Origin of the sequence: Flavimarina sp. Hel_I_48, from assembly GCF_000733945.1 — a bacterium.
GTDB lineage: Bacteria > Bacteroidota > Bacteroidia > Flavobacteriales > Flavobacteriaceae > Leeuwenhoekiella.
Genome location: NZ_JPOL01000002.1, coordinates 799,061 through 824,981 on the forward strand (window position 1 = coordinate 799,061; position 25,921 = coordinate 824,981).

Annotated in this window: 23 protein-coding genes; all 23 read right to left on the bottom strand. The window is 42.4% G+C overall.

Annotation, left to right across the window (positions count from 1 at the left end):
* Positions 1 to 99: 99 nt before the first annotated feature.
* Positions 100 to 1,323 carry an Nramp family divalent metal transporter gene (locus tag P162_RS03705; protein ID WP_031425885.1) on the bottom strand — a complete coding sequence of 408 codons (1,224 nt, stop codon included), beginning with the start codon at positions 1,321 to 1,323 and terminating at the stop codon, positions 100 to 102.
* A 270-nt stretch (positions 1,324 to 1,593) separates the two neighbouring features.
* Positions 1,594 to 4,464: a M16 family metallopeptidase gene (locus P162_RS03710; protein ID WP_031425886.1), complete on the bottom strand. Its 2,871-nt coding sequence runs from the start codon at positions 4,462 to 4,464 to the stop codon at positions 1,594 to 1,596.
* 874 nt (positions 4,465 to 5,338) lie between these two features.
* Positions 5,339 to 6,223 (bottom strand): DMT family transporter, encoded by an 885-nt coding sequence (locus P162_RS03720; RefSeq protein WP_051907763.1) that lies wholly within the window; start codon positions 6,221 to 6,223, stop codon positions 5,339 to 5,341.
* Between the two features lie 133 nt (positions 6,224 to 6,356).
* On the bottom strand, positions 6,357 to 6,968 hold the full coding sequence (gene pncA / locus P162_RS03725) for a bifunctional nicotinamidase/pyrazinamidase (protein WP_031425889.1): 612 nt from the start codon (positions 6,966 to 6,968) through the stop codon (positions 6,357 to 6,359).
* Positions 6,969 to 6,970: 2 nt separating this feature from the next.
* Positions 6,971 to 8,377: a nicotinate phosphoribosyltransferase gene (locus P162_RS03730; RefSeq protein WP_031425890.1), complete on the bottom strand. Its 1,407-nt coding sequence runs from the start codon at positions 8,375 to 8,377 to the stop codon at positions 6,971 to 6,973.
* 357 nt (positions 8,378 to 8,734) lie between these two features.
* The gene (locus P162_RS03735) at positions 8,735 to 8,944 is read right to left on the bottom strand and encodes a hypothetical protein (RefSeq protein ID WP_031425891.1); all 210 of its coding nucleotides are present in this window, start codon (positions 8,942 to 8,944) and stop codon (positions 8,735 to 8,737) included.
* Between the two features lie 529 nt (positions 8,945 to 9,473).
* Complete coding sequence (locus P162_RS03740) at positions 9,474 to 11,009, bottom strand: YifB family Mg chelatase-like AAA ATPase (protein WP_031425892.1); 1,536 nt, start codon at positions 11,007 to 11,009, stop codon at positions 9,474 to 9,476.
* Between the two features lie 160 nt (positions 11,010 to 11,169).
* Entirely contained in the window at positions 11,170 to 11,514 is a 345-nt protein-coding gene (locus P162_RS03745) for a DUF5615 family PIN-like protein (RefSeq protein WP_035916817.1), read from the bottom strand.
* Entirely contained in the window at positions 11,498 to 11,734 is a 237-nt protein-coding gene (locus P162_RS03750) for a DUF433 domain-containing protein (RefSeq protein ID WP_035916819.1), read from the bottom strand. The genes P162_RS03745 and P162_RS03750 overlap by 17 nt, the downstream gene beginning before the upstream one ends.
* Positions 11,735 to 11,974: 240 nt before the next feature.
* The gene (gene argH, locus P162_RS03755; RefSeq protein ID WP_031425895.1) at positions 11,975 to 13,258 is read right to left on the bottom strand and encodes an argininosuccinate lyase; all 1,284 of its coding nucleotides are present in this window, start codon (positions 13,256 to 13,258) and stop codon (positions 11,975 to 11,977) included.
* A gap of 206 nt (positions 13,259 to 13,464) precedes the next feature.
* Positions 13,465 to 14,352 (bottom strand): neutral zinc metallopeptidase, encoded by an 888-nt coding sequence (locus tag P162_RS03760; RefSeq protein ID WP_031425896.1) that lies wholly within the window; start codon positions 14,350 to 14,352, stop codon positions 13,465 to 13,467.
* Positions 14,353 to 14,527: 175 nt separating this feature from the next.
* Complete coding sequence (gene arsB / locus P162_RS03765; protein WP_031425897.1) at positions 14,528 to 15,577, bottom strand: ACR3 family arsenite efflux transporter; 1,050 nt, start codon at positions 15,575 to 15,577, stop codon at positions 14,528 to 14,530.
* Positions 15,578 to 15,580: 3 nt separating this feature from the next.
* On the bottom strand, positions 15,581 to 16,213 hold the full coding sequence (locus P162_RS03770) for a protein-tyrosine-phosphatase (protein WP_031425898.1): 633 nt from the start codon (positions 16,211 to 16,213) through the stop codon (positions 15,581 to 15,583).
* Positions 16,214 to 16,231: 18 nt separating this feature from the next.
* Positions 16,232 to 16,699 (bottom strand): DUF6428 family protein, encoded by a 468-nt coding sequence (locus P162_RS03775; protein WP_031425899.1) that lies wholly within the window; start codon positions 16,697 to 16,699, stop codon positions 16,232 to 16,234.
* A gap of 41 nt (positions 16,700 to 16,740) precedes the next feature.
* The gene (locus P162_RS03780; protein WP_031425900.1) at positions 16,741 to 17,070 is read right to left on the bottom strand and encodes an ArsR/SmtB family transcription factor; all 330 of its coding nucleotides are present in this window, start codon (positions 17,068 to 17,070) and stop codon (positions 16,741 to 16,743) included.
* Between the two features lie 118 nt (positions 17,071 to 17,188).
* Positions 17,189 to 18,259: a M20 family metallo-hydrolase gene (locus tag P162_RS03785; protein ID WP_031425901.1), complete on the bottom strand. Its 1,071-nt coding sequence runs from the start codon at positions 18,257 to 18,259 to the stop codon at positions 17,189 to 17,191.
* Entirely contained in the window at positions 18,256 to 19,053 is a 798-nt protein-coding gene (gene argB / locus P162_RS03790) for an acetylglutamate kinase (protein WP_031425902.1), read from the bottom strand. Before argB ends, P162_RS03785 begins: the two co-directional genes overlap by 4 nt.
* Positions 19,054 to 19,161: 108 nt before the next feature.
* Positions 19,162 to 20,106: an N-acetylornithine carbamoyltransferase gene (locus P162_RS03795; protein ID WP_031425903.1), complete on the bottom strand. Its 945-nt coding sequence runs from the start codon at positions 20,104 to 20,106 to the stop codon at positions 19,162 to 19,164.
* A gap of 256 nt (positions 20,107 to 20,362) precedes the next feature.
* Complete coding sequence (locus P162_RS03800) at positions 20,363 to 21,496, bottom strand: aspartate aminotransferase family protein (RefSeq protein WP_031425904.1); 1,134 nt, start codon at positions 21,494 to 21,496, stop codon at positions 20,363 to 20,365.
* Positions 21,496 to 22,293, bottom strand: a complete 798-nt coding sequence (gene proC / locus P162_RS03805) for a pyrroline-5-carboxylate reductase (RefSeq protein WP_031425905.1) — start codon at positions 22,291 to 22,293, stop codon at positions 21,496 to 21,498. Before proC ends, P162_RS03800 begins: the two co-directional genes overlap by 1 nt.
* A gap of 129 nt (positions 22,294 to 22,422) precedes the next feature.
* Positions 22,423 to 23,400, bottom strand: coding sequence for an N-acetyl-gamma-glutamyl-phosphate reductase (gene argC / locus P162_RS03810; RefSeq protein ID WP_031425906.1), 978 nt, complete (start codon positions 23,398 to 23,400; stop codon positions 22,423 to 22,425).
* On the bottom strand, positions 23,397 to 24,614 hold the full coding sequence (gene argG, locus P162_RS03815) for an argininosuccinate synthase (RefSeq protein ID WP_031425907.1): 1,218 nt from the start codon (positions 24,612 to 24,614) through the stop codon (positions 23,397 to 23,399). The genes argC and argG overlap by 4 nt, the downstream gene beginning before the upstream one ends.
* 62 nt (positions 24,615 to 24,676) lie before the next feature.
* Positions 24,677 to 25,357, bottom strand: coding sequence for a GNAT family N-acetyltransferase (locus P162_RS03820; protein WP_051907764.1), 681 nt, complete (start codon positions 25,355 to 25,357; stop codon positions 24,677 to 24,679).
* Between the last annotated feature and the right edge of the window lie 564 nt (positions 25,358 to 25,921).

Here is a 25,921-nt window from a genome sequence, read left to right on the forward strand (position 1 = left end):
TGGTTATGGACGCTACTTTTATTATTCCTTTGAAACAGTTGAAATCAGCCAAAATTGGTTGTTTTTCGGTTATTTTTCGGTTAATTTTTCGGTTTAAAATTATAAAATTCCAAGCACATTGAGTATCGTTCTGGCACCCAGGACGATGGTGATCGCGAGGATCACAATACTCACCCCATTTTTGACCCAGCTATTGCTGTAATCCCCCAGCAGTTGGCTGCGATTGGCCAGCCAGATTAAAATCCCTGCGATAACCGGTAATAATAATCCATTGGCAATTTGCGCAAACTGAATGATCTCTATGGGTTTTATGCCCAGACTGGCAAAGACCGTCCCTGTGATCAGAACCAGCATCCATGCCGACTTAAATTTCACAGATTTCATTCCGCCAGAAAACCCAAGACATCCTTGCGCCACATATGCAGCGGCCAGTGGAGCGGTTATTGCTGAAGTCAATCCGGCTGCAAAAAGACCCAGCGCGATAAAATAATTTGCCCATTCCCCATAAAGCGGTTCCAGGCTTTTTGCCAGGCCGGTAAGTCCATCAACATTTTCACCGGGAATCGCCGCCGCCGCAATGACGACGCACATAGAAACAAAACCGCCCAGAATTATAGCCAGATACGTATCTGTGCGCGCATGTTTGAGATCGCTTGTGTCTTTCCATTTCTGATTGACAAGCGATGCGTGCAAAAAAAGATTGTAAGGAACTACCGTAGTCCCCACCAGCGCAATGATCATAAGCAACTGATCTGTATCAAAACTGGGCAGCAGTGCATTTTGAAAGACCAGTCCCCAATCTGGTTTGGTAAGGATGGCGGTAATCAGGAACGAACAGCTCATTAAAATCACGAGACTCAGTAAAATACGTTCCAGCACCTTATAATTGCCCAGATAGAGCAGAAAAAAGGCCAGCGCGCCTAGGAGTAGACTGAGCACATTAATGGAAACCCCGCCTGCTGTGAAAACACCAGATAAACCAGCCAACTGAATCCCCAGCACGCCGCCACTAATATTACCCGCTTCATAGGCCGCGTTGCCAAAAACAATGGCAACCAGTACAAGCCCAAGTATCATTTTTTTCAGTAGCGGATTATGCAGTTCGTCGCGCAATACCTGTGCCAACCCTTTTTGCGTGACCAGCCCTATACGCGCCGATGTTTCCTGCAAAACTATCGTTGCAACAATTGAAATACTGAGCGCCCAGAGCAGCGCATACCCAAACTGAACACCGGCTAACGTACATACCGTGACCGTCCCGGGCCCAATGAATGCCGCAGCAACAAGAATTCCCGGACCTATATTCTTAAACGGATTTTTCAAAGAAGTTGGTGTTTATATGTTTTATCATTTGCTGTCAGACTATTTTCTTTGCTATTTCCGAAGAAAATTGATAAAAATGGCCATAAAATGAGATAAAAAGAGCGTTTTTCAAGGTTTTTTTCAAATAAGATTGAATTGCAGGGCAATAAAGTTCTTTCTTTTTTTAGGAAATTTACTCAAAGAACGATCTCGAAACTAAAAAAAGCCTCACCGTTTTTTAAACAGTGAGGCTTGAATTTTAAGTATAAAACTAATTTTTAGCTTAAATAGCTATTTTTTGAGGGCGCTCAATTCGATTTCATTGCCTTCTTTATCCAGCAATTGCACTTCATCAAAGCCCATATTCTTGAACTGCTGAAACTGGGTTGCCGCATCGCCCACGACCAGATAAGCCATTTTTGAAGCATCCAGGTATTTATTGGCAAGCGCTTTATGTTGCTCTAATGTCATCGCACCAATGGTCTGCTCCTCCTTTTCGATATAATTGGGATCAAGGTCATAGGCACTGCGTTCTTCAAGCATGTTGAGCAACGAACCCTGTGTTTCAAAACGACGTGCATTTGATTTGATCAGCGCATTTTTTGTAAACGCAAGATCTTCTGGGGAAATGCCTTCTTTATACTTTTCGATCTCATTTTTGAAAATTTCTACAGATTCTCCCGTGGTATTGGTTCGCACACTTGAAGATGCCGTAAAGGTACCGGGGATTTTTGAACCGTTGAAACCGGATCGTGCTCCATAGGTATAGCCTTTTTCTTCTCTCAAAATAAGGTTTACGTTACCGGAAAAAGAACCGCCCAACTTGTAATTCATCACCTCAGCTGGGAAGAAATCTTCATCTGTGCGTGGCAGGGCGATATAGCCAATGTTTATGACCGATTGTTTCGCATTTGGGACATCCACAAAATAAAGGGAGGCTTTATCCCTGTCGTTTGTAACATCAAAACTTGGGATTTTTACGTCTTTGGCTTTCCACTTCTCTTCAATTTCATCAAGGGCTGCAAGGGCTTCATCCTTATCCACATCGCCTACAACATGAAAATTAGTAACCGAAGGGGAAAAATTCTTCGCGTAAAAATCTTTGAGGTCCTGCATAGTAATTCCTTCAACAGATTCTACGGTTCCTTTAGTGGGTTGCGCCAGTGGATTGTCCTCACCATAAAGGACTTTGTTATATACACTATTCGCAATTACGTTAGGATTAGAAGCATCACGCTGAATGCTGTTTACCGTACTCAGCTTAATACGCTTCAACTCGTCCTCATCCCAGCGCGGTTGCAACAAAATCTCCTGAACCAGTGCCATGGTCTTGTCAAAATTGCGTTTTAACGTATTCCCACGAACCACAATTGATTCATCTGTGGTATATATGTAAATACTGGCGCCCAGCAGATCGATCGCTTCTTCAAGTTCCTCAGGGGTTTTGTTTGCTGTGCCTTCCATAAGGATATCAGTCATGAGATTTGCCACGCCATTTTTTCCTTCTGGGTCCAGCAAATGCCCACCATCAATCACAAGACTGAAATTCACCAGCGGAAGCTCATGCTGTTCAATACCGTAGACATCTAAATCATCATCAAGTTCTGCAGTCCAGGAATCTGGGATGCTCAATTTTGGCGTTTCGCCCATTTCCGGTGGTGTGGAACGGTCAAAGGAAGAAGGTGTTTTCTTGATTTCCTGCTCGGTTTCCGCGACAGCTGTTTCTACATTTTCGGTGATTTCTTCTTCTACAACATCTGCTTTTTCTGAATTTTCAGCGATCAGTTCCATTTCGCCCTTGGGCACAAAACTGGTCAATATAAAAGGTTTTCCTTTTATATATTTCTCATAAACGCCCACAACATCTTCTTTGGTCACCGCTTTGATATTCTCGATATCCTGAGTTATAAATCCGGGATCACCGGTAAAAACATCATAGGAAGCTAACTGGAACGACTTGCCCAGCACACTGCTTATTCCATTATAAAAATCAGTTTCCAGTCCGGCTTTTATGCGCTCTATGTCATTATCGGTCACGCCTTCTTTTTCAAAAAGTTCAAACCCCTCTTTAATTCCGCTTTCCACGCTATCCAGATCAACGCCAGAATTTGCGGTAACCCGTATAGTAAATTTTCCGGCAATCTGGTCAGAACCGCTATAAGCATCCACTCTGGAGGTCAGTTCTTTCTCTTTGACCAAAACTTTATAAAGCGGCGCTTTTTTTCCGTCAGATAAAATTTGACCAAGAACGTCTAGCGCGTAGGCGTCTTCTGTATACTGCTCTACCGTGGGCCAAACCATATTAAGTTGGGGCGCGGTGGCAAAATTATCTTCGTGATATAATCTTTTTGTCGCGTCCAAGGTCACGTTCTGAACTTTTAAAGGTTTTACCTCCTGACGTTTTTTGATCTCACCAAAGTATTTTTCTACCATATCACGCGCAGCAGTTTCCTCAAAATCACCGGCAATAACCAGTGTGGCGTTATTGGGACCGTAAAAACGGTCATAAAATTCCTTTACATCAGCTACCGTGGCGTTCTGAAGATCTTCCAGCTCACCAATGACCTGCCAACTGTAGGGATGTCCATCAGGAAACAGGTTTTTATCAATTACCCAGCTCGTGTGACCGTAGGGATTGTTGTCCACACGCTGTCTTTTTTCATTTTGTACCACTTCCTGCTGGTTTGCAAAAGCGGCTTCGGTAATCGTGTTTTCCAGATAGCCCATACGGTCAGATTCCAACCATAAAACGGTTTCCAGCGCATTGTTTGGCACGACCTCATAATAAACGGTCCCATCCTGCCAGGTACCGCCATTTAGCGTACCGCCGGCATCTTGGATCGTTTTGAAAAATTGATCTTCGGGCACGTTTTCAGATTGCTGAAAAAGCATGTGTTCAAAAAGGTGCGCAAAACCGGTACGCCCTTTTTTCTCCCGGTTAGAGCCTACACCGTATTGTATGGCCACGGAAACCACAGGATCAGATTTATCCTGGTGTAGGATGACGTTGAGACCGTTATCCAGTTCGTACTTTTCATATTCGATAGAAAGGCTGGCATCTGCCGTATCGCCTTCATTTCCCATATTCTTATCACAGGAAACAAGGCCTAAAATAAGAAGCGTAAACCCGAAAAAAGCAGGTCTAAGGTTAATTAGTTTCATATTGCTTGAGATTATTGATTGCTATTGAATGCTGTTAAATATAGTGGAAATTCAATAGATCTATAAAAGACAAGCGATTCTTATCGATTATCGGTCAATTTAGGGTCAAAATCAGTCGTTTTTGGAGCTAAATTCGACATTATTGGTTTTTCCTTACGCGTCAATCACGAAATAATCCAACCCTCAACAACGATAAACCCACCGCCTATAATCTGAAAACAAACTTTGCGTTAGGGATTGCAGCAGAAATCCTTTTTGAGAGGCACGAGCAAAAAGATTGTAGCGTAAAGCCCGACCCGCAGGGTAACGCCCAAAAAATATCAATTTATACCAAAAATCGGTTATTTTAGTGCTTAAATCAGTCGTTTTTACCAGTTAAAGCAGCATTATTGGCTTGCCCTCCTCTTTAGTCGGGAAATAGACCAGCTACTAATAACGATCAGCGCACCTCCTTTGATCTGAAAACAAACTTTGCGTTAGGGATTGCAGCGAATTTGTTAGCCCCTTAGGGGAGAAGGCCTTTTTGAGAGGCACTAGCAAAAAGATTGCAGCGCAAAGCCCGACCCGCAGGGTAACGCCCAAAAAATATCAATTTATACCAAAAATCGGTTATTTTAGTGCTTAAATCAGTCGTTTTTACCGGTCAAAGCGGCATTATTGGCTTCTTCCTTCCGCTTTAAGCGCGAAATAGACCAACTCCCAATAACGATCAGCGCACCTCCTTTGATCTGAAAACAAACTTTGCGTTAGGGATTGCAGCAGAAATCCTTTTTGAGAGGCACGAGCAAAAAGATTGAAGCGTAAAGCCCGACCCGCAGGGTAACGCCCAAAAAACATAAATTTATATCAAAAATCGGTTATTTTAGTGCTTAAATCAGTCGTTTTTACCAGTTAAAGCAGCATTATTGACTTGCTCCCTCCGCTTTAGTCGGGAAATAGACCAACTCCCAATAACGATCAGCGCACCGCCCAGGATCATATTCAAGGTCAGCGTTTCGTCCAGAATAAAATAACCCAGTGCAATGGCGCTCACCACTTCAAGGTACATCAGGGAAGTCGCGGTAGCCGCCGGCAAATATTTAAGCCCGAAGAAAAAGAGTTTAAAAACACCAATACCGATGACAAAACCATAAAGCACACCCACGCCCAAATGGTCAATTTCCGCGGAACCAATACCTGCCAGAAATGGAAGAAAAACGACTGCTCCAGCGATATTCTGATAAAAAATAAGTTGGTTTTTAGAAAAATTCTGCGCTTCGGTCTTAAAGAGAATCACGGTGATCGCGTAGCCAACCGCAGAGCCCAAAGCCGCCAGCATCCCCACAAAATCATCTGATTCAAAACTAAAAGACTTGCCCGCGTAGGCCACAATAATCCCTAAAAATGCCATCAATAAAAAGAGCAGCTGTTTTCTGGGAATGGGCTGCTTGAGATAAATGGATTCTATCGCAGCGACAAACAGCGGGTAGGTATAAAAGAGCACCACCGCGTTGCCTATTGAAGTGTAGGTAAATGCGATCAGGTATAGATACATGCGCCCGGCATTGATGAGCGATGCCAGCAAAAGGGTCTTGTAATTCCCCTTAAATTTGAGTTCGTTTTTTCTGTAAAGGGTAGGCAAAACAAAAAGCAAAGGCACAATAGCCCGAAACCAGCCCATGGTACCGGTACTCAAACTGGTCATATACTTGATCAAAATACCATTTGTACCCGCAATTAGCGCACAAAGGATTACGGCATAAATAGCCTTTTTAGTCATAAAAATTGATAATTGGGTTGAAGGTTGAGAACGTTGCAGGTTGCCGGTTACAGATCGCACATAATTGAATAAAGTAAAAGATTTTCCATTCTTCAGTTTTCATTTCTCTCTTCTCTTTCTTCTTTGCTTTTCACTATTCAAAAATAACTTCAGAATGCATGATCTTTCCACCTTTTTCAAGGATCTCATTTTTCGCTTCGTCGAATTTTGAAGCGTCAATCGCACGTGTGGCATCTTCAATCAGACACGCCGAAAAACCCTCCTCAAGCGCATCTAAAATGGAGTAAAACACACAAAAATCGGCTGCCAGACCGCAAAAATAGAGCTCTTTTGCGCCTTTTTCCCTTAAATAGCCGGCCAATCCGGTGGATTTTATATGCGCATTGTCATAAAAACCACTGTAACTATCCACGCTATGATCGGTTCCCTTTCTGAAAATGGCTTCGATCTTTGAAGTTTGTAATTCGGGGTGCAATTCTGATCCCTGCGTGTTCTGCACACAATGAACCGGCCACAATACCTGAGCTTGACCATTAAGGTCTATGATTTCAAATTCTTTGCCATTGGGGTGGTTTTCGGCAAAACTAGAATGGTTTTCAGGATGCCAGTCCTGTGTGGCAATCACGAGATCAAAATGCTTCTGTAATTTATTAATGATGGGAACGATCTCGTCTCCCCGGGGAACGGCAAGCGCGCCACCGGGCATAAAATCATTCTGAACGTCTATGATCACAAGGGTTTTCATGTTCAATTATTTTTATGGAGCGCGATAAGGCGGTCACGTTCTGCTTTTAGTCCGGCACTTATACCTACTTTGTAAATATGCGGATTGTCAAAACGTTTATATTCATAGGGCAGTTGTTGTAAACGAGCCTTACTGTATTCCGCGATTTCGGTAAGGCTTCTTTTTGTAATGGAAAGCGTTCCGTTTTCCATAACTTTTTGCAGCAAAGCCTCTTGTTTTAGGGAAGAAATATCCAGTTCTTTATGCGGCTCATGGGGATGGTGCATAACTTTAAGGGTTTCTTCATCGCGCATGCTTATGGCATCTGCACCTACAAATTTGCCGCTCTCATCGCTTATTCTAAACACTTGTTTTTCATGCGGCAGCGTTGTTTTAGTAAGTGTTTCCGAAAGTTTGATACGCGGTTTATCTTTAAAATAAGCCAATTTATAAACCCCGTCAAGGGCCGCATCTGGATTACCGGTGACCAGGTTTGTCCCCACACCAAAAATATCAATGGGCGCGCCCTGATCGTGCAGGCTCTTGATCACATATTCATCCAGCTGGTTGGAAACCGCAATCTGAACATAGGATAGCGAGGCATTGTCCAGAAACGCCCGGGCTCTTTTTGAAAGATAGGCAAGGTCGCCACTATCTAGCCGTATTGCCAGCAGTTTTTGTCCCTTTTCCTCCATTTCTTTGGCAACTGTAATCGCATTCGGAATACCGCTTTTCAACGTATCATAAGTATCTACCAGCAACACACAATTTTTTGGCCTTACGGAAGCAAAATCCCGAAAAGCGGTGAGCTCATCGTCATAGCTCTGAATATACGAATGTGCCATGGTACCCGAAATGGGAATCCCAAAATCCCTGCCCGTAATCACATTACTGGAACCATTAAAACCACCCACCATGGCCGCTTTTGAAGCCAAATATCCTCCCGGACCTTGTGCCCGGCGCAAACCGAAATCAAGTAAAACCTTGTCTTTTGCGGTAAGCCGCATACGGCTGGCCTTCGTAGCAATGAGCGTCTGGAAATTGAGCAGGTTAAGCAAAATAGTCTCTACCAACTGTGCCTGAATAATGGGCGCTTTTACCTGTAAAACCGGTATGTTTGGGAATATTAGATCCCCTTCCTGTACCGCACGTATCGTTCCCTGAAACTTAAAATCTTCCAGATAGTTCAAAAAATCAGGGTTAAAATCCTTTGTTTTAAGGTAGTCCAGATCTTTTTTGGTAAAACGCAGATCCTGTAAAATTTCCAGCAAATCTCCCAGTCCGGCAAAAATCGCATACCCTCCTTTAAACGGTAGTTTCCTGAAGAAATAATCAAAAACAGCAACTTCTTCGTGCTGCTGTTTCCTAAAATAAACCTGAGCCATGCTCAGTTGGTATTGATCTGTATACGTGCCGGTAAAATCAAACATTGTGGTTGTTTTGCACAAAGTTAAGGTTTGTGGGAGTTTAGAGCAGAGATAAGAGAGTAAAGATTTTTTGGGGAAGAATGTAGGAGATAGAACATTTTTTGTCATTTCCACGGAACGAAAAATGAATGATGAGAAATCACACTTTACTTTGATTTTTGCTACAGGTGTGAGACTTCTGATCAAATAACACCGCACGCTTCAGGTGCGATTTTGAAGCAGTACAACTATTTAGTAAAATAATTTAAAAGCATAAGAATTTCTCAACCCCCAAATAAAATTAACCTTAACCATAATCACAACTGGTTGAAATATCCGGATAATAAGAGATAACAGTTCCACCAGAACCATAGAATAGGTCTATTTCTCATCTTTCTCTTTATTGTAATTATCATATAAGTTTAGAGGTTTCCACCTGAAAATATTAGCAACCTGCACAAAACATTTTGTTGCACTTTCCCTTTTATTCTTATTCACTAAGATTATTACAAGAAATATAAATCCCAATAATCTATAAATTGAACCAAAGAAAAAATCCGCTATATCTTTTAATATTTCTATACTCTCCATAATCCTATATTTTACCGAAGCAAATTTAAATTGAATAAAACCTATATTGGATAAATAGTGGTAATCATCCAGAACAAACCTACTGAAGGTGCAGGATAGAAAAAAGGACATCCCTTTACATCTATCTAAGAGTGATAATTAACTAACTCATCAGCAAAGAGAACTAATAATAATAGTTTATCTATCGTCATTATGTAGACAAAATTTCGTTACATTATTTATTCCTGCATAAGAAACGGAAACTGCTTAATTCTGTTTCAAAAATAGAAGTACGTAGGGTAATAAATTCTTATTTACAGTTTTTAAATCAGTAGAGAGAGTGATAAAATAGGATGTACCGAGAGCTTAAGTTAATCCGTATTTGTTTTAGCAATAAAAATTTTGAATTAAACACTTCTCGATACATTTTTTATTTCCGCTGTCGCTTCAATAAAAAACACTCGAAGTGCCAAATGGCATAAATTCAAAATAAATACCTCCGCCCGAGTAAGAGTTCCCCCTTCGGGGGTTAGGGGGATTTCAAGGGGAATCACCCCAACCACCCTTCACGATCCAGACTCCTGTACTGTATCGCTTCGCTAATGTGCATCCCACTAATATTCGCAGCTCCTTCCAGATCGGCGATAGTGCGGGCGACTTTAAGGATGCGGTCGTAGGCGCGTGCGGAGAGGTTTAAGCGTTCCATAGCGGTTTTTAGCAGGTCTTTAGAAGATTCTTCAAGGGCGCAGTATTTTCTGATCTGTTTTACATGCATCTGCGCATTGTAATGCGTACTGCTTTCCTTAAAGCGTTCGGTCTGAATATCGCGCGCTTTTGCTACACGCTTTCGTATGGATTCGCTGTTTTCGGCGGGGCGCTCGTCAGAAAGTTTATCAAACGGCACCGGAGTCACTTCAATATGAATATCGATACGGTCCAGCAATGGCCCGGAAACTTTGCCCAGATACCGCTGCATTTCCGCAGGACTGCTTACCACGGGCGCATCGGGATCATTAAAATAACCTCCCGGACTGGGGTTCATACTCGCCACAAGCATAAAACTACTGGGATAGGTCACGGTAAATTTTGCTCGGGAAATAGTCACTTCGCGATCTTCTAAGGGTTGGCGCATCACCTCGAGCACGGTACGTTTAAATTCTGGCAGTTCGTCAAGAAAGAGCACGCCATTATGCGCCAGCGAAATCTCGCCCGGCTGGGGATACGCTCCGCCACCCACGAGGGCAACATCGCTAATAGTGTGGTGTGGTGAACGAAATGGACGCTGGGCAATCAATCCTACATGCTCCCGCATCCTGCCGGTAACACTATGGATTTTTGTGGTTTCCAGTGCTTCGCGCAAGGTCATGGGCGGCAAGATGGAGGGCAGTCTTTTAGCAAGCATTGTTTTTCCAGCTCCCGGCGGACCGATTAAAATAATATTATGTCCGCCGGCCGCGGCAATTTCCATACAGCGCTTAATAGATTCCTGACCTTTGACATCAGCGAAATCAAAATCTGGGTTTTGCAGGCTGTTTTTAAATTCCTCACGCGTATCAACCACAAAGCGTTCAAGTTCGGTGCCCTTTTCAAAATGATCTATTAGTTGGGCGATATTTTCCAGTCCATAGATTTCCAGATCTTTTACGATCGCGGCCTCTTTGGCATTTTGAATGGGAAGGAAAAACTTTTTAAAACCATCTTCCTGCGCTTTTATGGCAATGGGCAGCGCGCCACGAATGGGCTGTAGGCTTCCATCCAGTGAAAGTTCGCCCATAATAAGAACCTCCTCCAGATTTTCAGCTTTAATTTGTCCGCTGGCGACCAGAATACCTATGGCAAGCGTAAGATCATACGCCGAGCCTTCTTTGCGCATATCGGCCGGAGCCATGTTGAGGGTTATCTTTTTTCCGGGAATTTTATAACCGTTGTTTTGAAGTGCAGCGGCGATACGAAAATTACTTTCCTTGATCGCATTATCTGGCAAACCCACCAAATGATACCCAATGCCTTTATCTATATTCACCTCAACGGTAATCGTGGTCGCTTCCACCCCAAAAACGGCTGAGCCATAGACTTTTGTAAGCATAGTTTAAGATTAAGTTGTTTACGAATCTAAACTATTTTAAATAAAATGGTATAAAATCATACAAAAACTGCCATTTTCTCTATGAAAATGGCAGTTTTTCTGATGAATTGTAATTTCACAGTATAGCACAATGCAATTCCAGGTCAAAAACGTTTTTCATTTAGAATTGAGATTCGCGAATAATTGTTATTCCACTTGGTAGTTCGGTTTGCAATAACATTTCTAATTGGGACATTAAAATTTTCAAATGAGCATAGGTCAATTTGAAGGTATGTAAAATGATAACCGGTAATTGATAATTTTCAAAATTTTGCTGATGCCCTATATTTTTATCCGCAGTAATCAAAACATCAAATTTTTCGTTTAGCATAAGTTTTAAAAGTTCACCATTTTTCGTTCCCTTCCACTCCTGATCTGCAACCGTATAAACTTCATGTTGCGCTTTAAAATTAAGAATGTCCCTCTTTAGCTTGATAGGAATATTTTCATCAAGGAGCAATTTCATAAATACGCTGAATTTTATCTGACGTAAAAAAAGTCCCAGCTAGTTCCAAAACCTCAACAACCTGCCCTTTGTTTACTGTCGGAAAGTCTGTCAAAAATTCATCAATGGCAATGCCGCTTTCCAAATGATCAAAAAGGGTCTCAACAGGCACCCGTGTGCCTTTAAAAACCGGTGTTCCCCCTAATATTTCTGGATTGACTTCAATGATTTCAGTTTTCATGACTTTGATTTTCATCATCTTATTAAAGTAAATTACATCATAATCCCGAATTCACAAAACAAATATCTTTTCGCGTTAGGGATTGAAGTGAAAATCCTTTTTGGGAGGCACGAGCAAAAAGATTACAACGTAAAGCCCGACCCGTAGGGAAACGCCCAAAACCAATAAAACAACAGAAAATCAAAATAAATTATAGATATCAGTCTTTTCAATAGAAGAAAGCCGAAAAAAATTTTCCTATTACTTGGTGAAATGTTTCATTTTCATCCTAATTTGCTCCAGGCCAGGATTATGAATACTGCCCATATGCGTGTGGTTTTTGCCCTTTTTAGGCGAATAATTACCACTTTCTACCTCTTTTCCGATAATCTGATAGGCTTCGCGGAAGGTTTTTCCGTCCATTACCAAATCATTGATGCTGTCTACCGTAAACAGGTATTTGTATTTTTCATCCTGAAGATCAATTGCTTTTACCTGTACCTGAGCGATACTGTAATCAAAGATTTCCAGGATATCTTTCATCGTTTCTACAGCACTGATCGTGTTTTCCTTGAGCACTTGATAATCGCGGTGATAACCGCTGGGAAGGTTGTTTGTGATCAGGATCATTTCTGTGGAAAGCGCCTGGATTTTATTGCATTTTCCGCGAATAAGCTCAAAAACATCAGGATTTTTCTTGTGGGGCATAATGCTGCTGCCGGTAGTCAGCGCGTCTGGGAAGCTCACAAACCCAAAATTCTGACTCATATACAGGCAGATATCCATCGCAAAACGTGCCAGGGTATTTGCTAATCCGCCAAGGGTGGAAGCCAGTGTGCGCTCACTTTTACCGCGGCTCATCTGGGCAGCGACCACATTGTATTTCAAGGTCTGAAAATCCAGTTCAACCGTTGTGTATTCCCGGTTGATGGGAAACGAACTACCATAACCTGCTGCAGAGCCCAGCGGATTTTGATCTACGACTTTTTGTGTGGCGTTGAGCATGATCATATCGTCAATGAGCAGTTCCGCATACGCGGAAAACCAAAGTCCGAAACTGCTGGGCATCGCCACCTGCAAATGCGTATAGCCAGGAAGGAGTTGGTCTTTATGCGTTTCGGCAAGCTGCAGTAAAGTTTCAAAAAGGGAAAAGGTGCGCTCTTTTATCCCCTGAATATTTTCTTTAAAATAAAGTTGGAGAGCAACTAAAACCTGATCGTTACGGGAGCGCGCGGTGTGTACTTTTTTTCCGGTATCGCCAAGAATCAAAGTTAGCTCCGCTTCAATTTTACTGTGGATATCTTCATATTCCGGTTCGATGACAAAATCTTCACTGGCCGCTTTTTCTTCCAAAACATCCAACTCCGGTAAGAGGGAATCCAATTCCTCCTGGGTTAGAATACCAATTTTCTGTAGCATTTTTACATGGGCACGCGTGGCACGTACATCATATTTTGCGATATGTACATCGATCTCGCGATCGTTACCTACCGTAAATTCCATGATTTTATCGTCTATGTTGGTTCCTTTTTCCCAGAGTTTCATAAATCTTTGTTTTGCCTTTTAAAATGGCTTTGTTTTTAAATGTTTAGCGTTTGGCTTACTTTCAAATATACTTAATATGGACTGCTTGCAATCCAGAAGATATTTCTGGATAGTATTTTAAAGTAAGACTACTCAAATGAAATTCCAGCGGTATTACTATTCCGAAGTATTTCTAAACTCAACCTGACAAACCCTAAAAATCGTTATTAAAGAGACTCCGCGTTGAACGTATCGCCCTGCGAAATATCCCCGGTTTCAAAACCTTTTTTAAACCATCGCATGCGCTGTTCAGACGTGCCGTGGGTAAAGGAGTCAGGAACCACCCTACCGCTTGATTGTCGCTGCAATCTATCGTCACCAATGGCGTTTGCGGCATTGAGGGCTTCCCGTAAATCCCCTTCTTCCATCATTTGCGACCTGTTTTGCGAGCGATTTGCCCAGACGCCTGCCAGAAAATCGGCCTGAAGCTCCAACCGCACGGAGTATTTATTGAATTCTGTCTCACTTAATTGGCCTCTGAGTCTATTTACCTTGTCAGTAGTCCCCATCAGTTTTTGAATGTGATGACCCACCTCGTGCGCTATGACATAAGCCTGTGCAAAGTCACCGGGGGCATTCATCTTGTTTTCCATATCCTCAAAAAAACTAAGGTCCAGGTACAACTTCTCGTCCCCGGGACAATAAAAAGGGCCGGTTGCACTAGAAGCATATCCGCAAGCGGAAGATACCGAACCTGTAAAAAGAACCAGGGTTGGCTCGCGGTACCCATCCAGGACTTTATTCCATACGTCTTCGGTACTGGCTAATATGGTGGCGCTAAAAGCTGCCTCCTTGTTCTCTTTGTCCGTTCCCTGATAAGGTTGGGAAGAAACGCTTTGACTGCCACCACCAAGAAAATCACCTATAAAAGTCAACGGGTTATTACCGGTCACAAATGAAAATACCAGGACGAGCCCCACAATGATCAAACCTACTTTTGAAAAAAGAAGTTTTATCAATGGCGCAAGAAGCATGGGACTTAATCCCCCTCCAGAGCTGGATTGTCCCCTACGGTCATCTACATTTGAACTTTGACGTTTGCCTCTCCATTTCATTTGAATACAGTATTTATTTCAAAAAGTTAAACTATACTATTTAGCGCGATAATTTGATTGAATTATTGATTTTTTTGATCTCCATAATCCCTGAGTTCTTTTCTTTTTAAACTTCGGAAACCAGCAATAAATCGGTATAAAAAGCATGTAAAATTACCTAAAAACCAAGTAATTTTTAGGTAGGAAGGCTATCAAAATACTTTTTCTTTAACCAGAAAGCGACGCGTACCAGAACAATGAGTGCCGGGACTTCCACCAGCGGACCAATAACCCCGGCAAATGCCTGTCCTGAATTAAGTCCAAAAACAGCGATGGCAACCGCAATGGCGAGTTCAAAATTATTCCCGGCAGCCGTAAACGCCACCGAAGCGGTTTTGTCATACGTAGCCCCCAGCGCCCTGGTCATAAAAAATCCAATGAGGAACATAAGCGCGAAATAGATCAGTAAAGGCACCGCAATGAGCAGTACATCCATAGGTATTTCCACAATTAATTCGCCTTTTAAAGAAAACATGACCACAATGGTAAAAAGCAGCGCAATAAGCGTTAGCGGTGAGATGGCGGGAATGAATGTTTGAGTATACCACTCTTCACCTTTTAGTTTTACCAAAATATACCGACTCAAAATGCCCATGACAAACGGAATCCCCAAATAGATGGCGACACTTTCTGCGATCGTGGCAATGGAAATATCTACAATGGCACTTTCAAAGCCAAAATATGGAGGCAGCACCGTGATGAAAATCCACGCATAAAAACTATACGCAAACACCTGAAAAATACTGTTAAGCGCGACTAAACCGGCACCATATTCACTGCTGCCTTCCGCGAGGTCATTCCATACCAGCACCATGGCAATGCAGCGTGCCAGGCCTATAAGAATCAACCCTACCATATATTCTGGATAATCCCTTAAGAAAGTGATCGCGAGAAAAAACATGAGTACAGGGCCAATAATCCAATTCAGGATTAAAGAGATCGAAAGGATTTTAGTGTTTTTAAAAACCTTTGGCAAGAGTGTATAATTCACTTTCGCCAGCGGTGGGTACATCATTAAAATAAGACCGATCGCTATGGGAATATTGGTCGTGCCGCTATTAAAGGAATTGATAAAAACCGGAAATCGAGGAATAAAATAACCCAGGCCCACCCCTATCGCCATGGCCACAAAAATCCATAAGGTCAGGTTTCTATCCAGAAAATTCAGCTTTTTTGCTTGTGCCATTGTTTAGGGTTGAATTTGGGAGAAAACATACAACAGTTCCGTAGCGATTTCAAGGCTTCGCTCGTTATATTTTTCTGCCTGTTCAGGTGTTTTATCGAAAATCTTGGGATCGTCAAAGGGCATTGAAATGCGCTGCGCTGCCCCGGCAACTATAGGGCAATCCCCATCTGCCTTCGAACAGGTGAGAACGGCAGCAAATTCAGTTTTTGGATTAAAAGTATCATCCAGCGTTTTTGAAAATGCAATTACGGGGTGCGCATTATCAGCATAAGTCACGCTATAAACAGGATTTTCACCGCTAGAAAGCGACGCCACCTGAAAACCTGAATTTTGCAAGGTTTCCATAATCATGGGAAAAACAGCCGTAGCCTCGGTACCGGCAGAATAACAATACACATTTTGCAGGCTGAAATGCTGGGCGATTGCCTGTGCCCAGATCTGGGCCAGATGGCTTCTTCTGGAATTGTGGGTGCAAATAAAATTGATCCTGATCTCCTGGCGCCTGGTACATTTTGACTGTATGAAATTCACCAGCGGCTGTAAATTTATTTTGCGCTCTTCTGGGAGCTGCTTTGGTTTTAAACCATTAAGCACTTTGATGATCTCAGGAAATAACGGACTTTTTTTTGACGCCATTTTATATTTTTTTTTAAGCTAGCAGCAGTTTCCGCCAGGAGAACACACCGGCTTTTTATGTAGATCCTGAAGCTTTACTTTAGGTTTTTCTTCTGGAATACCGCATTTCTCTTTTGCCAGGCAATCGGTTTGTGTTGTGGTCAATAAAAACTTCGTTCCGTCAAAATCCAACCCGAATTTCGCAATGGTTTCTGCCTGATATTCAACTTCAATTTCTAAATCGCCCAGTTCTAAAATTCGTTCTGAAAGTGTAACGATTTCCAACAATTTATCAGGATGCAACCGGTGATCATAATCGCCTGCTTTCCACAATTGCAGGCTTATTACTTCTTCATTACGCACCGTACCGCCACAATCGATGAAATTCTTGGTTATTTTCCCAACTTCGGTGACATGAAAATGGCTGGGGACCAAGTGACCATCCGGTAATTGAAACGCAATAGTTTCTAATGTTTCAAGCTTGTTTTTTAATTCTGAAAGTCTCATATCTGTTAAACTTTACAATATCACGATTAAAACGTATTCTTTTAGCAGCATTCTTGATTGATCGCATCTTGATCTAAAAATTCAGTCATCACCGCTTTCATTGTTAACCAATTTTGCGCATTAATACAATAACAAACGCTGGTGCCTTCAATTGTACCCTTTATCAAACCTAATTGTTTTAATTCTTTTAAATGTTGGGAAATCGTGGGTTGTGCGAGTCCGATCTCGTTGACCAGATCTCCACAAAAACAAGTATTGATTTTAAATAAATGCTGCAAAATGGCCACACGCGCAGGATGCCCGAACGCTTTTGCAAAACGTGCGATTTCATTTTGCTTATCCGTAAAGATTTCTGTTTTGACTAAACCCATTTTATATTTGTATATCGCAATATTACGATGATAAAGGCAATATTCCAATTTCAATTCAAAAAAACCAAATCGGTTTTAGCTAGAAATCAGCTTACCCAATCCAGTTTTAGAAAGATTTTCAGCGTAAAATCCTATGCAGCAATTCAATGTAAATTTCAATCCCTTCCTCAATTTCGCTAACATAGATAAATTCATCTGCACTATGCGAGCGCGTGCTGTCACCGGGACCTAGTTTTAGCGATGGACATGTAAGGGTGGCCTGATCGCTGAGCGTGGGCGAACCATACGTTTTCCTACCTAGGGCAATCCCCGCTTTTACAAGTTCATGATCTGTGGGAATGGAAGACGAATTCAAGCGCAAACTACGCGGTATTAAGGTATCGCAAGGTGATTTTTCGATCAATATATCGGCTATTTCCTGATTGGTGTATTTATCATTGACGCGTACATCAATGACAAGCGCCACATCTGCAGGTACGGCATTGTGCTGCTTACCCCCATTGATCTGGGTTACGGTCATTTTCACTTCGCCCAGGGCTTCGGAAACCTCTTCAAATTTAAAATCCCTGAACCATTCCAGTACCGGGATACAGTTATATATCGCGTTGTAATCATTGGGGTGTGCGGCGTGTGACGGCGTGCCTTTTACCAGCGCATCAAAAACCACCAGCCCTTTTTCTGCAACGGCGAGGTGCATCTGTGTAGGTTCGCCCACAATGGCAACATCAATCTTAGGGATTATGGCCAGCATGCTGTTCAAACCATTGGGACCGCTACTTTCTTCTTCCGCGGAAGCGACCAGTACCAGATTATAGTTCAGGTCTTTTTCCGCATAAAAATAAGTGAACGTGGCAATCAGTGAAACCAGGCAACCGCCGGCATCATTGCTGCCCAAACCAAATAACTTACCATCTTTGACAAAGGGTTCATAAGGATCGTTTGTATAGCCATTATTGGGCTGTACGGTATCATGATGACTGTTCAGTAACAACGTAGGTTTCTTCTCATCAAAATCCTTATTTACCGCCCAGATGTTATTTTTCTCCCGTTTATAGTCAATTTTATGGCTTTTAAACCAGTTTTCCAGGTGCAGCGCGGTGCCTTCTTCCTGTGAGGAAAAAGACTGCGTGGCGATCAGGTTTTTTAAAAGTGCTAAAGCTTCGGTTTGTAAAGTAGTTATCTCGATCATAGGCTAAGGCTTGTAAATTCGGTTTCGTTGGGATTCAACATCGCGGGTTTCCCCAGTTGTACACGGTGAACCCCTCCCTCCAGGGCATAAAAACAATTCTGAAGTTTGGGCAACATGCCTTCGGAAACGGTTCCATTTTCAACTAATTTCCTATATTCTTCTAAATTAATTTCTTTAATTACTGAATTTTCATCGGAAACGTTTTTTAAAACACCCGCTTTTTCAAAGCAGTAAAACAGCGTCACTTCATGATTTTCGGTTAGGGAACGAGCAATTTCACATGCGATAGTATCAGCATTGGTATTGAGCAACTGTCCATTTTTATCATGGGTGATCGCGCAAAAAACAGGTGTCAATCCTGCAGAAAGCAAACTTGTTATTACTTCAGTATTTACCGCAACCACATCGCCCACAAAGCCAAAATCTACATCTTTTACTGGCCGTTTTACTGATAAAATAGTATTCCCATCAGCACCTGAAAGTCCGATAGCATTGCATTTTTTAGCCTGTAATTTAGCGACAATATTTTTATTTACTTTGCCGCCATAAACCATGGTGATCACATCTAAGGTCTCGACATCTGTAATACGTCTTCCCTGGGTCATTTTTATCGGAATATCAAGTTTTTTTGCCATTTCGCTGGCCAGTTTACCACCGCCATGCACCAATATTTTGGGCTCTGGAAGTTGGGCAAAAAGTGTAAGGAATGCATCGAGTTCTTGTTCATTTTCGATAACATTTCCGCCTATTTTGACGATATTGATCCCCCCGGCCCCCGAAGGGGGAGTTTTTATTCTTATGTCTTTATTTAAATTTTCTTCTTTCAAATTATCATTTTATTTACAATATAAAATTTCTGGAAGGTCGTATGCACAACCAGAAGTTGATTCCCCCTTTGGGGGTTAGGGGGATATAATCTGTTTCAAAACCACCTGCGCAGCAAAGGTCCTGTTATTTGCCTGTGGAATAACAAGGGATTGGTTCGAATCCAACACTGCGTCTTCCACAACTACATTTCTACGCACCGGAAGGCAATGCATAAATTTGGCAACGCCCAATTTCTCCTGGGTCATCGTCCAGTTTTTGTTTGTTTCAAAAGGATTCAGGATCTCACCATAATTTGTATAACTGCTCCAGTTTTTTACGTAAACAAAATCGGCATCCTGCAATGCTTCCTTCTGATTGCGTATAATTTTGGTGCCTTTAGTAAGTTCGGGATTTAGGTCATAACCTTCCGGATTTGTGATGCAAAAGTCCACATCGCACAACTGCATCATCGCTGCAAACGAATTGGGAACCGCCTGTGGGAGCGCCTTGGTATGGGGTGCCCAACTCAGGACAACTTTAGGCCGATCTTTGGTTTTGAATTCGCTAATGGTGATCGCGTCTGCAAGTGCCTGCAAAGGATGTGCCGTGGCACTTTCCATATTTAAAACCGGTATGGTGGCATATTTCACAAAATTATTGATCACGTACTCAGACTCGTCCTTTTTCTTATCGGTCAGCGTGGGGAACGCACGCACCGCGATCACATCTGCATATTGCGAGATCACCTGTGCGGCCTCTTTAATATGTTCTGAAGTATCACCGTTCATCACCGTACCATCCTCAAATTCCAGTTTCCAGGCGTCACTGTTAAAGTTCATCACCGTAACATCCATCCCCAGGTTTTGCGCCGCTTTTTCGGTGCTTAACCGCGTGCGCAGGCTGGAGTTAAAAAACAACATGACCAGTCTTTTACGCTTACCCAGGTTTTCAAAAGAAAATGGATCTTTTTTTAATGCTTTTGCTTCTTCAATTAGAGCTTCCAGATTAGAGATATCAGTAAGGTCTGTATATTTTTTCATGTTTGTTTTATTCTATTCTATTTTTTAAAACTCCTTCCCTTTTGACTTGCATCCGACGAGTGCAGCGAGAGGAATGCACTGGGGGCTACCGCCTTTTCGGCGGGAGACGGAGGGGTTTTACACGCAAATTCCATTTTCAATTCAAAATGCGTGTGAACCACCCCTCTTTCAGCGAAGCTGAAATTTTCCCCTCCTTGGAAAGGAGGGGAGCTCTTTTCTCTTTTCTCTTTACTCTTTACTCTTTACTCGAAAAATGCTATTTCTCTTTCAAAACCTGCTTCAAAGCATCAAAAAACGTATCAAAATGCTCTTTTTTTACCGTTAACGGAGGCAAAATACGGATCAGGTTTTTGTTACTGGCGCCACCGGTAAAAATCTGGTGCTTGTAGATCAGGTCTTTGCGCATCTGCCCTACTTCCTCATCAAACTCAATACCCAGCATGAGTCCGCGGCCTTTGACTTTTTTGATCTGCGGGATTTCTTTTGCTTTCGCGAAAAAGTATTTGGAAAGTTCTGCCGCGTTTTCCATCAGTTTTTCCTTTTTCAGCACGTCAAGCACGGTCAGCGTGGCAACGCAAGCCAGGTGATTCCCGCCAAAAGTGGTTCCAAGCATACCATATTGTGCCTTGATGGAAGGATGAATAAGAATCCCACCCACAGGAAAACCATTACCCATTCCCTTGGCTATAGAAATAATTTCCGGTTCTAAGTTATATTCCTGAAAGGCAAAAAACTTTCCGGTACGCCCAAAACCAGCCTGCACCTCATCGGCAATCAGACAGGTACCGTATTTTTTGCACAACGCATCCACCCCTTCGTAAAAATGGGCATCGCTCTCATCAAGTCCACCCACGCCCTGAATAAATTCAAGGATTACCGCGCACACATCTTCTTTTTTAAGATGATTCTCAAGCGCATCCAAATCCCCCAGCGGAAGAAAAGAGACTTCTTGTTGGGCATTTATGGGCGCTACGATCTTAGGGTTATCAGTCGCGGCAACCGCTGCCGAGGTTCTACCGTGAAAGCTATTGTTAAAGGCGATCACTTTTTTTCTGTTCGTATGAAAAGAGGCCAGTTTCAACGCGTTTTCATTGGCTTCCGCACCGCTATTGCATAAAAACAATTGATAATCAGGACAGTTGGATTCCGCCGGAAGGCGTTCGCCCAATTCGGTCTGTATGGGATTTTGCACCGCATTGCTATAAAATGCGATTTTAGACAATTGATCAGAAAGGTTTTTTACATATTCCGGGTGCGCATGTCCTATGGAAATTACCGCGTGGCCACCATATAAATCAAGGTATTTAGTTCCTTTTTCGTCATAAACGAACACATTTTCGGCTTTTACCGGGGCAACGTCATACAGTGGATACACATCAAATAGACTCATTATTGCTCTTTTTTAATCATGTTTATTTTATTGAAAGAAGCCACCATACCATGTATAAGCGACGAACTCAGGCCTTTATGCTCCATCTCGTTAAGCCCTTCAATCGTGCAACCGCGTGGTGTGGTCACCCGGTCGATCTCTTCTTCTGGGTGATTACCAGATTCAATCAACAACTTTGAAGCGCCGTTGCAGGTGTGCATCGTGAGTTGTTGCGCGTCATGACTGTCAAAACCAAGCTGCACGGCAGCCTGCGTAGATGCGCGTATGAGACGCATCCAGAAGGCTACGCCACTGGCGCAAACCACTGTGGCGGCCTGCATTTGCGTCTCTGGGATGATGAGGCTGCTTCCCAGGCGGTTGAAGATCGCTTCGGCCACTTTTATACGTTTCATACCTTTGGTGTTGCTCGCCAGGCAGGTCATGGAAGCTCCCACGGCAATGGCCGTATTCGGCATGGCGCGAATGATAAATTGCTCCTCCCCCACTATGGCTTCAATCTGGGAAATAGCAAAACCCGTAATAGTGGAAATCAGTACATGCTTATCAGTCAGTTCATCTTTAATATCATTTAAAATTGAGGACAACTGACTGGGTTGCACGGCAAAAATCAAAATATCAGATTTTTGAACGGCCAACACATTATCTGTGGTGGTGAATACATTTTTATATTCTCCCCAGTCTTCTATCCCGCTAATATCCCTTTTTGTAAGGTATAGCGTCGTAATGGCATTATTTGTCACCAGCCCCTTGGCGATGGAAAGTCCGAGATTACCCGTTCCTATTATTGCTATTTTCATAATATTAATATTTTCCTCCCCCAACCCCTCCCAAGGAGGGGAGTTTGTTACGTATATATTTACAAGAACGCTAACTCTGTAGAACTCATCTTGATATTTTTTTATTCCCCCTTCGGGGGTTAGGGGGATTTAAAAGAAATTTGCTTTTAAATTCAATCCTTCCGTTTGTGGAAGGCCGAAAATCAAATTCATGTTTTCCACGGCTTGCCCTGAAGCGCCTTTGGTCAGGTTATCAATGATGCTGGTGATCAGTAGCATTCCATCCTCTTTATGCACATGCAAAAAACATTTGTTTGTATTGACCACTTGTTTTAAATGCAGCTCCTTTTCTGAAACAAAAGTAAAGGGTGCATCCTTGTAAAAATCACTGTATAATGCTTTTGCATCTTCTAAACTGCCGTCATATTTTGTGTACGCGGTCACAAATATTCCCCTTGAAAAATTACCTCTATGAGGCAAAAAATGGACTTTTTGATCAAAATTTCGCTGTAAACTGCTCAAAGTCTGGTAAATCTCCCCTAAATGCTGGTGCGTAAAAGCCTTGTAATAGGAAAAATTATTATCGCGCCAGGTATAATGAGTAGTGTCAGAAAGTGAAGTCCCCGCTCCAGTGGCACCGGTCACACCGGTTATGTGGACAGCATCTGATATTAATTTGTTTTCGGCAAGTGGCAGTAGCGCCAACTGGATCGCGGTGGCAAAACAACCTGGATTCGCGATGGAGCACGCCTGCTTGATCTTGTCACGGTTCAATTCTGTGAGACCGTATATAAATTCCCGCCCCTGAAATTCCGTATCAGCTTTGAGTCGGAAATCGTTGCTTAAATCGATAATTACCGTTTTTTCCGTAAAGTGGTTTTCTTCGAGAAAGCGTTTTGAAGTTCCGTGGCCAAGACACAGAAACAGTACGTCAACTTCGGTATTAATAGTATCAGAAAACCGAATTTCAGTAGATCCCAGTAGATCCTGATGCACATCGCTGAGCAGATTTCCCGCATTGGACGTGCTGTACACAAAATTGAGCTCCACATGAGGATGGTTCACTAAAATGCGTATAAGTTCACCCGCCGTGTATCCCGCACCACCTGCAATCCCTGCCTGTATCATTGCTCGCCGTTTACGTGGTTATAGATTTTATTCTGATTGGCCAATAGTTTGATAAAACCTTTGGCGTCATCAGCCGTCCAGCCTTTGTTCATTTCGCCATAAGCGCCAAAGGATGCGTTCATAAGGTCATGCTCTGATTTTATTCCTTCCAGCGTAAAGCGATACGGATGCAGCGTCACATACACTTCACCAGAAACATTCGCCTGACTATCTTCAAGAAAAGCTTCCATATTGCGCATCACAGGATCAAGATATTGCCCCTCGTGCAGGTGCATGCCGTAAAAACCAGATAGGTATTCCTTGTGTTGCATCTGCCATTTCGTAAGCGTATGTTTTTCCAATAAATGGTGTGCTTTGATGATAATTAGCGGTGCAGCGGCCTCAAAACCCACGCGACCTTTGATGCCAATGATCGTGTCGCCTACATGAATGTCCCTGCCAATACCATAGGCGCTGGCGATCTTCTGAAGGGCCTCAATATTTTTTACTGCGGAATCTTTTTTGCCGTTCAGCCCAACCAATTCCCCTTTTTCAAACGTAAGGATTACTTGTTCACTTTCGGTTTTCTCGACTTGTGAAGGAAAAGCACTTTCCGGAAGGCCTTTATCTGAGGTTAGCGTTTCACTACCGCCCACGCTGGTTCCCCATAGTCCTTTATTTACCGAATATTTGGCCTTTTCCCAGGACATCTCGATACCATGGCTTTTCAGGTAATCGATCTCATCCTGACGGGCTAGTTTAAGATCCCGAATGGGGGTAATAATTTCAATTTCTGGCGCGAGAATCTGGAAGATCATATCAAAACGAACCTGGTCATTTCCCGCCCCGGTACTACCGTGCGCCACATAACCTGCACCTACCGATTTAGCGTAGTTAATGATCTCTACCGCCTGAATAATACGCTCTGCACTAACCGAAAGCGGATAGGTATTGTTTTTCAGCACATTGCCGTAGATCAAATATTTGACAACCTTGTTATAAAAAGTAGCAACCGCCTGAACGTTTTTATAGGTTTTCGCACCTATTTTAAGTGCTTTTTGCTCGATTTCGTCGATTTCCTCCTGGCTAAAACCACCCGTATTTATACTTACTGCATGTACTTCAAAACCCTTTTCTTCAGAAAGGTATTTTGCACAATAGGAAGTATCGAGACCGCCACTATAGGCAAGTACTAATTTTTTATTATTATTTGTATTGCTATTGTTATTATTCATGGTTGGTTGAATTTTACTTGTCATTTCCGCGAAGGCGGAAAACTATTCTATTCTATTCTATTCTATTTTTCTTTCTCCTTTTCGATTCCCCCTTTAGGGACCAGCGGAGCATCTTTCTTCAAAAACAAGCTCTGTTTGATGCTCTTTAACCTTGAAAACGCTTTGCTGTTCAGTGTCTTTTGAGGTTCTTCATTCTTTATATTTTTCTTTTTGGCCTCTTCGGCAACGGGATCGTAAAGCATACCGGTACACAGGCACATTTTCTGTTCTGTACGCTGTAAAATATCATAATTACGACAGGTCTGGCAGCCTTTCCAGAAAGTGGGATCGTCAGTAAGTTCAGAAAAGGTAACCGGGCGATAACCGAGATCGCTGTTGATTTTCATGACCGCAAGTCCCGTCGTGATCCCAAAAACCTTGGCATCAGGATATTTTTTCCGCGAATGCGCAAAAATGGCCTCTTTTATCTTTTTGGCCAGGCCCATATTCCTAAAATCAGGGTGAACGATCAGTCCTGAGTTGGCAACAAATTTGCCGTGGCCCCAGGCCTCGATATAACAAAAACCGGCGAAGGCATCACCATCTAAAGCGATGACCGAATTACCGTTTTCCATTTTAGTGATCACATACTCTGGGGTGCGCTTGGCGATACCAGTGCCGCGTACCTGTGCAGATTCTGCAATGGTGTCGCAAATGATTTGGGCGTAGCCCGCATGTGATTTGTTTGCTATGATAATTTCCATGGAAATGGAATGTATTTGAAGTTGAAAAATGCTTTTTTTAAATAGGTAGTATACTTGTACCTATCAGGATGTTGTAATCGTGGAACCGGACGCACCTAAATTCTAAGGCTCAACATACCTCAAGGGACGTGAAAATTGCCTGAAAACCTTAAATAAATGCATGCAAAATCTATTCCTAAGGGTATGAAAGGATGTTGAGGATGAAAAGAAAAAATTTAAAAAAGGGGAATTTCCGTGAAAACGGAAAATGGATAAAATCAACATAATGACAAATAATTAAGGTTTTCTTCGCTTGTTTTTAGAAACGCGCATTAGAACTGGGGCGCCTAATGCGCCTACCGGGAGAAATCCTTAGACTATTTAGTGTTGAAATCATATGACGAAAATAAAACAATTTTATGAAGCGCATATCAATAAGCTTCCAAAAATGAACTTTTCAGCAAAAAAAGTGGCTAAAACGTTATAAAAACGCTGCTATCACCGCCAATTCATTAAATAATTACTATTTAGAAACTCTTTGAATTGTTAAGAATATATTAAATTTTAGTACTATGTAACACAAAG